The organism is Citricoccus alkalitolerans, from assembly GCF_039528175.1.
In the GTDB taxonomy this organism is placed as follows: Bacteria; Actinomycetota; Actinomycetes; order Actinomycetales; family Micrococcaceae; genus Citricoccus; species Citricoccus alkalitolerans.
The window spans coordinates 985,068-993,408 of the sequence record NZ_BAAALH010000001.1 but is presented as its reverse complement, the minus strand read 5'-3'; the positions used below and the strand labels follow the sequence as shown (position 1 = coordinate 993,408).

Below are 8,341 nucleotides of genomic sequence, written 5' to 3'. Positions count from 1 at the left end.
GCGACGACACCTTTCAGCCCACGGTCAGCTGTGACGGGTGGCCGTCTGGAGGTTGTCCTCGTCGACGGCCGTGCGGAACCACTCCACGGTGCGCGCGAGTCCCTCGGTCCACGGCACCTCCGGAGCCCAGCCCAGTTCCCGAGTGGCCAAGGCCGTGTCGGGACGGCGGACCAGGGGATCGTCCACCGGGCGGTCGATGAACTCGATCGACGAGTCGGATCCGGTGGCGGCCACGACGTCCCGGGCAATCTGCAGCACGGAGAGCTCGTGGGGGTTGCCGACGTTCATCGGACCGGAATGGTCGCTCCATGCCAGGGCCAGAATCCCGCGCACCAGATCGGAGACGTAGCAGACCGAGCGCGTCTGGGCGCCGTCGCCCGTGACGGTCAACGGCTCGCCCGCCAACGCCTGCCGGATGAAGGTGGGAATCGCCCGGCCGTCGTACGGGCGCATCCGCGGACCGAAGGTGTTGAAGATGCGGACGATGCCCGTGTCCACTGCGTGTTGCCCGCGGTAGGCCACCGTCATGGCCTCGGCGAAGCGCTTGGCCTCGTCATACACCCCGCGCGGCCCCACCGGATTGACGTGTCCCCAGTAGTCCTCGGACTGGGGATGCACCTGGGGGTCCCCGTAGACCTCCGAGGTGGAAGCGAGGATGAAGCGGGCCCCCTTGTCCTTGGCCAGGCCCAGAGCGTGCAGGGTGCCGACCGACCCGACCTTGAGGGTGTGGATGGGCAGCTTCAGGTAGTCGATCGGGGAGGCCGGCGAGGCGAAGTGCAGCACGAGGTCCACCTCTCCGGGGACATGGATGTAGTCCGTGACGTCGCACTGGACGAGCCGGAAACCAGGATCGCCGATCAGGTGCTCAATGTTAACGGCTTTGCCGGTGAGGAAGTTGTCCAGGCAGATCACCTCGACCTCTCGCCGCCGCAACTCGGTGCACAGGTGGCTGCCAAGGAAGCCCGCGCCTCCGGTCACGACGGCTCGGCGGATCGGGCGCCGCGGTCCGCCTCCAGTATCGGTCTGGCGGTTCTCAGGGTTCACGATGGATCCTCTCGTTGGACGGGGTTGGTGTGGAGGTGGATGCGCGCGGCCTCCAGCACCTCGTTGACAGACACCTTCTCCAGCAGCGCGTCGAGGGTATTGCCGTGGGGGTCGCCCCACGCGCCGGCGTCAGGGTCGCCGTGCCAGAGGACGGTATGCAGGTCGGGGTCGATTGCCGGTCCCCACCGTGCCGGGGGCACCGGGCCAAACAGCACCACGGAGGGAACGCACCACCCCGTCGCCAGGTGGGCGATTCCGGTGTCCGCGCTCAGCACGAGAGCGGAATCACGCACCAGCGCGGAGAGCTCGCTCAACCCATGGCCACCCGTGTGGTCCTCGACGCCGGCCAGTCCTGTGGCCACGGCGTGGCCCAGACCGGACTCGGCCGCCGATCCGGTGACGAGAACCCGGTAACCCTCCGCGGCCAGTGCGGCGGCCACCTGGCGCCAACGCCCCACGGGCCAGTGCCGAGAGGCCGACGCTGCTCCCGGGTGTACCAGAACCGGCCCGGGTGCGGCCCGTGCCCGGCGCTCGTCCTCGGCAGCGGCCCGAGTCCTCAGCGATAGGTCCGCGCGGAAGCACTCGCCCCCGGCCTCGCGCACCACTCGGCACCAGCGGTCCACCTCGTGTTCGTCCGCCCGCCATTCCGGCCCGGCGTGCCCGGCCTCCGGGGCGGCGAAGGCGATCAGCCGCTCAGGTCGTGCCTGCTGCAGGAGGCGGTGACTGGCGGGGCCCCGGCCGTGCAGGTTCACGGCGACTGATCCGGGCGGGCACGGCGGCAGCGGGACGAGTCCGGGGACTGGGAGGACTTCGTCCACGATGCCGAGGTCCCGGAGCAACCGGCCGGTTGCAGCCGGGCCGGCCAGCACGAGTCGGCGGTCCGGATACCGCCGCCGCACCCCGCGGAGGGCCGCGACGCCTGTTAACGCATCGCCCAGGCCCAGGGCGCGGAGCACGAGGACATCGTCCGGGCGCAGTGCCACCGGGCTGGCACCATCCGATCCCGCCCGTTTTGCACCCGACGCGCCACCTGGCGGATGGCCCGGCACCTCGCCGCGCCCGGCGGCGAGCCAGGCGGCCGTATAGGGCTCGGAGGCCTCAGTGGGCATCCACGTTCCCCGCGGTGATGCGTTCCACGATGCCGGTGGTGGAGTGGCCGGTCACGTAGGCCAGCACTTCCACGCGTCCGCCCCAGCTGCGGACCAGAGGGGCCTCGGGCAGCAGGTCCGGGGTGTAGTCCCCGCCCTTGACCCAGATGTCCGGGCGCAGCCGGTCCAGGGCGGCGCACGGATTGTCCTCGTCGAAAACGAGCACGCCGTCGACATCGCGCAGCCCCATGAGCAGGGCGGCTCGGTCCCGCTCGCCCACCACCGGCCGGCTCGGACCCTTGAGGCGGCTGACCGAGTCATCGGAATTGAGCAGGATCACCAGCACGTCACCCAGGTCACGGGCTCGGCGCAGCGTCTCGAGGTGGCCGGGGTGCAGCACGTCGAAGCATCCTCCGGTGGCGACCACCGTGCCGCCGCGGGCCCGGGTCGCTGCCACGGCATGGATGGCCGCCTCCTGCGGGTCCTGGGCGACCGGCCGGTGCGGGGAGCGCCGGACGGCCGCGGGACCGTCCGGACCGATGCGTCCGTCCCGGAAGGCGGCGGCACCGCCCGCCTCCACCCATTGGGCGGCGGCCGCGATGGCGGCCTCGACCGAGCGGAGCACCGATCCGGCGGCGGCCAGCTGGACTGCGACGGCGGCCGCGAACCGGTCCCCGGCGCCACAGGGGTCGGAGGAGTCCACCGGCACGGTCGGCAGGAGCTCGGCGGTGCCGGAGGTGGCGAGGAACGCCCCGCACGCACCGGCGGTCACCGCCACAGAACGCGCGCCCCAGCCCACGCGCAGCGCCTCCGCCAGACTGTCGTCCGGGACCGCGGCGGCGGTCTCGCGCGGCTCGGCCCGCCCCGTGTCCAGCCGGGCCAACGCCGCGCGGGCCTCCGCCAGGTTGGGGGTCACCACGGTGCAATCCGGCACCGGATCACCGCCGCGGGGATGCGGGTCCCAGACCATGGGCACGCGGGCGGCCGCCTCGGTGAGGGCTCGCCGTACGGACTCGTCCCGCGTGATGCCGCCACCGTAGTCGGAGACCAGGATGACGTCGGCCTCGCCCAGCACGGCGGCGAGAGCACCGGTGTCGACGTCCAGCGGCGTGCCCGGCCCGCCGTCGTCGATGCGAACGAGGGTCTGACCGGCACTACGGACCCGGGTCTTGGTCCGGGTTCCGCCGTCATGTCCCAGGGCGTGGATGTTGATGCCGGCTAGTTCCGCGCGCAATTCCTCCGCGGCTTCGTCCTCGGCCAGCGGGGCCACCAGGACCACGGTGGGCGGAGGGCCTGGCAGGCCGCCGGCCCGCCCGGCGCACAGCAGCGCGGCCAGGCCTGCACCGCCCGGACTGGCGTGGACGTGCTGGACGTCTACGACGGGGACCGGGGCGTCCGGGCTCAGCCGCTCGGAGCTGCCCGTGATGTCACGGTCCAGCAACACATCCCCCACCACGACGATCCGCGCACTCATGGCGTGTCCTTCCTCTCGACGCCCGGAACGGTCTCCGAGCCCGGTTGGCAACGGTTGAATCCTTCGTCCATCACAGCACACAGTGCGTGCAACAGGACCAGGTGGACCTCCTGAACCACCGAAGTCGACCGGCCCGGCACGCAGACGGCCTCGTCCGCGAGGTCGGCCAGCGGGTTGGGTCCCGGACCGGTCAGCGCCCAGATGCGCATCCCGATCTGCCGGGCACGGCGTGCCGCCTCGAGCACGTTGGGACTGGTGCCGCTCGTGGAGAGCAGCACGAGCACATCGCCCGCCCGCCCGTGGGCCTGGACCTGGCGGGCGAACACCTCGTCGGCGCCGTAGTCGTTGACGATCGCCGTGAGGGACGAGGTCTCGGCCGAGAGGCACACCGCCGCCAGGGGCCGCCGATCACCCTGGAAGCGGCCGACCAGCTCTGCCGTGAAATGCTGCGCCTCGGCCGCGCTGCCGCCGTTGCCGGCTGCCAGCACGCGTCCGCCACCGGCCAGCAACTCGGACAGTCGGCGTCCCCACCGGTCCAGCACGTCGGCGTCGTCCTCGAGCTCCGCCAGTGTCCGGTCCAGCTCACCGCGGTGCTCGGCCAGCAGCCGACGGGTGGTCTCGGGCCGGCTCGGGTGTGTCTGCCCGTATCCCGTCAGCGCCTGTCGGTAGGCGTCCTCGGTGAGCTCGGCCACCCGCTCCCAGCTGAAGAGCCGTTGCACCCGCTCCCGTCCGGCCCGGCCCATGCAGGCGGCCAGCTCCGGGTCCTCGGTGAGTCGACGGATGGCCGTTGCCGTGGCGTCCACGTCCCGGGGCGGGACGAGCAGGCCGGTGGTGCCGTCGTCGACACTGTCCAGCAAGCCCCCCACGGCCGAGCCGACCACGGGACGGCCACAGGCCATGGCCTCCAGCGGCACGATGCCGAAGGGCTCGTACCACGGGGTACAGGTCACGATGTCGGCCGAGGCCAACAGCCGGGCGGCCTCGTCGCGGCTGACCCGGCCGGTCAGCGTGAGCCGGTCCGCGACCCCGTACTCTTCGGCCAACGCCAACAGGCGGCGGGCCTCCGGATCCTCGCCGAGCACGGCGAGGTCCGGTCCGCCGGCCACGGTCAGGCACGCTCGGGGCACCTGGGCGAGGGCGCGCACGACGACATCCACGCCCTTGCGTTCGACCATCCGGCCCAGCGCCACGAGATGCACCGGGTCATCGGCTGCGCGCCGCGGGCCGGTCTGCGCGGGCGGAGTGAAGGCTTCGGCATCCACGCCGCAGGGCACGATGCGGACTCGGTCCGGATCGGCGCCGAGGCCCATGAGCTCGTCCACCTCGTCGCGACAGGTGGCCAGAACCAACTCGTTCTGCTCCACGAGGCCGGCCTCGGTGCCGAGCCGGCAGGCCGGGCTGGTGTCCGCCACACCCTGATGCCGGCGCTTGACCGACCCCAGGGCGTGGAAGGTCTGAACCGCCGGGATGCGGGCAGCCTCCGCGGCCGCGGTCGCGGCCATCCCGGACATCCAGAAATGTGCGTGGACGAGGTCCGGCACCCCGTCCCGGCGCCACTGTTCGGACATCCAGCGGGCGAACTGGTCCATGTACGGCGCGAGCTCGTCCTTGGGCAGCAACTCGGCCGGACCGGCGGGGACGTGCACGACGGTCACGCCCGGCGCGGCCTCCACCTGCTCGGGCAGGGACGCGTCGTCGAGGCGGGTGTAGACCCGGACGCGGTGGCCGCGCCGGCCCAGCCGGGTGGCCAGCGAGGCCACGAAGACGTTCTGCCCACCGGCGTCCACACCGCCGAGGGCCGCCAGCGGAGAGGCGTGCTCGGAGACCAGGGCGATGTCCATCGGGTGGGTGCTCATGCGACCACCCGCCCGATCAGCGCGTCCCAATCGGTCAGGAACCGGGCGAGTCCGTAGCGCTCGAGCGCGTGGGCGCGGGCCGCGGCCCCGGCCCGGGCCGCGAGCTCCGGGTCCTGAATCCACTGTCGGCCCCGGTGCGCCAGCTCGCCGAGGTCGTTGCTGAGCAGGCCCGCGGAGGGCGGCACGGCACGCGGTGCCTCGGTGGTGGACAGGGCCAGCACGGGCATGCCGAGCATCATGGCCTCGAGCAGGGCCAGGCCCAGGCTGGTCCACCGGTACGGGTGGAAGTATCCGCGGTGTGCGGCCAGGGCCCGGTGCAGCTCGGACTGCCGGTAGTTCTCGTGCAGGCCGCCGCTGAGCCAGGGAGCCACCTCGGCCAGGTGGTCCATGCCCATGCCGTAGACCTCCACGGGCAGATCTTTGGACAGGTGCAGCACCAGGTCCGTACCCGCCACTCGGGTGCGCCGCACCGGTTCGTTCACCACGACGGCCAGGGAGGCCTGTTCTCCCGTGTACAGGTGGCCGGGATCGGGGACGCCGTGCTCGACCACCTCAGTGCGTGCCGTGCCGGTATCCCACATCAACCGGTTGAAATGGGTGACGTGCACGATTGGGACGGCGTCCTGGTCGGCATAGGCGTGACCGGAGCCCATGGCGGTCCCGGTCGGGGCGTTGTGCTCCAGGTACACGGCCGGCACATCAATCCCGGCCCGCAGGCCCGTCCATTCCCGCAGCAGTTCCGCCTCGTGCGCACGCTGCAGCACCACGAGGTCCGGTCGCTCACCGGTGAGCTGCTCGGCGGTCAGTTCCCGCACCGAGGCGGGCCAGTCCCACGTCTGGGCCCGGCCGCGGCCGTCCGGCCCCCGGTCGGCGTCGACCGGCACCAGATACTCGTGAGCACCCTGGACGAACGCGGTCATCCAGGAGCCGTGCACGTGCCAGATCAGGATTCTCATCGGTCTCCTCGGGTTGCGTGCGGCAGTCCGCTGCCGGCCGCGTGGGCGGCCCGGACCGGTTCTTCGGTGGGCTGGGTGACCTCTGCCACGGCGGCGACCACGTCCGCGCCGGTGACTCCGCTCAAGCAGGGGTGTCCGGGGACGGGACAGTCGCGGGCCCGACTGTCCCGGCACGGGGCACCCTGGTCGCCGAGCAGCCGGACCGGGACTCCGTACGGCCGCCACCGCCCGGCCGGGACCACCGGCGAGAACAGGGAGACGACCGGTGTGCCGACGGCTGCCGAGAGGTGGGCCGGGCCGGTGTTGCCGACCACCGTGCAGTCCGCGGCCTCGAGGACGGAGGCCAGGCCGGACAGGTCCGTGGCCCCGGCCAGATCCAGCACGGTGGCGTCCGGACCATGTCCGCGCGTCAGGTCGACCGTCTCGGCCACCAGTGCGCGTTCACCGGGCCCCCCGGTGACGACGACGGCGTGGCCGGCCGCGGCCAGGGCCGCCGGGATGGTCGCGGCGTGGGCGGCCCGCAGTCCGCGTGCCGACACGGACGCGCCCGGGTGCAGGACCACGTAGCCGCCCGAGCGCACGGCGGCGGGCAGTTGCTCCGGCAGCGGCGGCAGGGGGTGGCGCACTCCCAGGCGCGGGTGCTCCGGCCGCGGGGCACCGGCGGCCACGGCGACCTCGAGGGCGGCCTCGACCTCGTGGCCGCCACCCGGCGGGTCCGGCCGCTTCAACCGCACGTCCAGGAGCGACCCGGGGTAGTCCGCGCTGGTGCCGACGATATGTCCGATGCCGGCCATCCGCGCCAGCAGGGCCATCGGCAGGGGACTCTGGTGGAAGGAGGTGAAGATCACCGCCCGGTCGTACCCTGTGGCGCGCAGCCGTTCGACCAGCTCCAGCGTGGCCGCCGTGTCGACCGCCGGCGGACGGAAGCCCGACCACGGCGCGTCGAACTCCAGGACCGTGTGGACGCCCGGCAACAACCGCGCTGCGGCGGCTCCGGACGGGGACGCCAGCAGGTCCACCGTGCCTATGGCGGACAGGGCCCGGATCGCCGGCCCGGTCAGCAGGACGTCGCCGTCGGAATCGAGTCGTACCGCGAGGATGCGCGTCATGTGGTGGGCTGCTCACCGGCCCGGGTCGGGGCCAGGGTCACGTGGGGAGCGGGGGCCTGCTGCCGACCGGAGGCCCAGTCGAGCACGAGCTCCACGGCGGTGGCCAGGTCCGGCGCGGTGACCGGGGCATCGGCGACCTCCTCGACACGGGTCACATGGGTGGGCACCAACACCGACCGGGCACCGGCCGCCTGGGCGGCCTCGATGTCCGCACCGATGTCCCCGATGAGCACGCATTCCTCGGGGCGTACGCCCAGGGCCGTGGCGGCAGCGAGGACCATACCGGGCCGCGGCTTGCGGCAGGGGCAGTTCTCCGCCGGTCCGTGGGGACAGACCTGCCAGGAGTCGAAGGGGCCGAGCATCTGGTCGACCCGATCATTGACGGCATCCACCTGGGCCCAGGAGACCAGGCCGCGGGCCACCCCGGACTGGTTGGTGACGACGGCGGTGCCCAACCCGGCCGCGCGGACGCGGGCCAGGAGCTCCCGGGCACCGTCGACGGGGGTGACCTGGTCCGGGTCTCCGTTGTAGGGCACATCGTGGACGAGGGTGCCGTCCCGGTCGAAGAGCACGGCCCGGGGGCGGACTGGCCACGGACCGGTGGCCCGATGCTGCATCCAGCCGCGGCCGCGGTGCCAGAGCGCGCTCGGCGGGATGGTCGCGCTGCTCAGGGCCATCCGGCGCAGTTCCGCCCTGAACTCCGGATCGCCCGGGCGCGGACCGGGAGCTAGTCTCCTGCCGAGGAAGCGCCCGTACAGGGTCGCCCAGGCCAGGGCGCCGGCCCCGGCCAGCCCACCGGCACCGCGCGCGCCGG

The 8,341-nt window shown here is 73.1% G+C and carries 7 protein-coding genes; all 7 read right to left on the bottom strand.

The annotated features are described in order from the left end of the window. Positions 1-24: 24 nt before the first annotated feature. A complete protein-coding gene (locus ABD134_RS04440; protein ID WP_344227047.1) occupies positions 25-1,044 on the bottom strand; it encodes a UDP-glucuronic acid decarboxylase family protein in 1,020 nt (339 codons plus the stop codon). After that, on the bottom strand, positions 1,041-2,153 hold the full coding sequence (locus tag ABD134_RS04435; RefSeq protein WP_344227045.1) for a glycosyltransferase family 9 protein: 1,113 nt from the start codon (positions 2,151-2,153) through the stop codon (positions 1,041-1,043). The genes ABD134_RS04440 and ABD134_RS04435 overlap by 4 nt, the downstream gene beginning before the upstream one ends. After that, complete coding sequence (locus ABD134_RS04430; protein ID WP_344227043.1) at positions 2,143-3,606, bottom strand: PfkB family carbohydrate kinase; 1,464 nt, start codon at positions 3,604-3,606, stop codon at positions 2,143-2,145. Before ABD134_RS04430 ends, ABD134_RS04435 begins: the two co-directional genes overlap by 11 nt. Then, positions 3,603-5,462 (bottom strand): glycosyltransferase, encoded by a 1,860-nt coding sequence (locus ABD134_RS04425; RefSeq protein WP_344227042.1) that lies wholly within the window; start codon positions 5,460-5,462, stop codon positions 3,603-3,605. Before ABD134_RS04425 ends, ABD134_RS04430 begins: the two co-directional genes overlap by 4 nt. Continuing rightward, positions 5,459-6,418: a glycosyltransferase gene (locus ABD134_RS04420; protein WP_344227041.1), complete on the bottom strand. Its 960-nt coding sequence runs from the start codon at positions 6,416-6,418 to the stop codon at positions 5,459-5,461. Before ABD134_RS04420 ends, ABD134_RS04425 begins: the two co-directional genes overlap by 4 nt. Continuing rightward, positions 6,415-7,527, bottom strand: coding sequence for a glycosyltransferase family 9 protein (locus ABD134_RS04415; protein WP_344227040.1), 1,113 nt, complete (start codon positions 7,525-7,527; stop codon positions 6,415-6,417). Before ABD134_RS04415 ends, ABD134_RS04420 begins: the two co-directional genes overlap by 4 nt. Further along, positions 7,524-8,341: D-glycero-alpha-D-manno-heptose-1,7-bisphosphate 7-phosphatase (locus ABD134_RS04410; RefSeq protein WP_344227038.1), on the bottom strand; the 818-nt coding region annotated here is incomplete at its 5' end. The genes ABD134_RS04415 and ABD134_RS04410, both read right to left, overlap by 4 nt.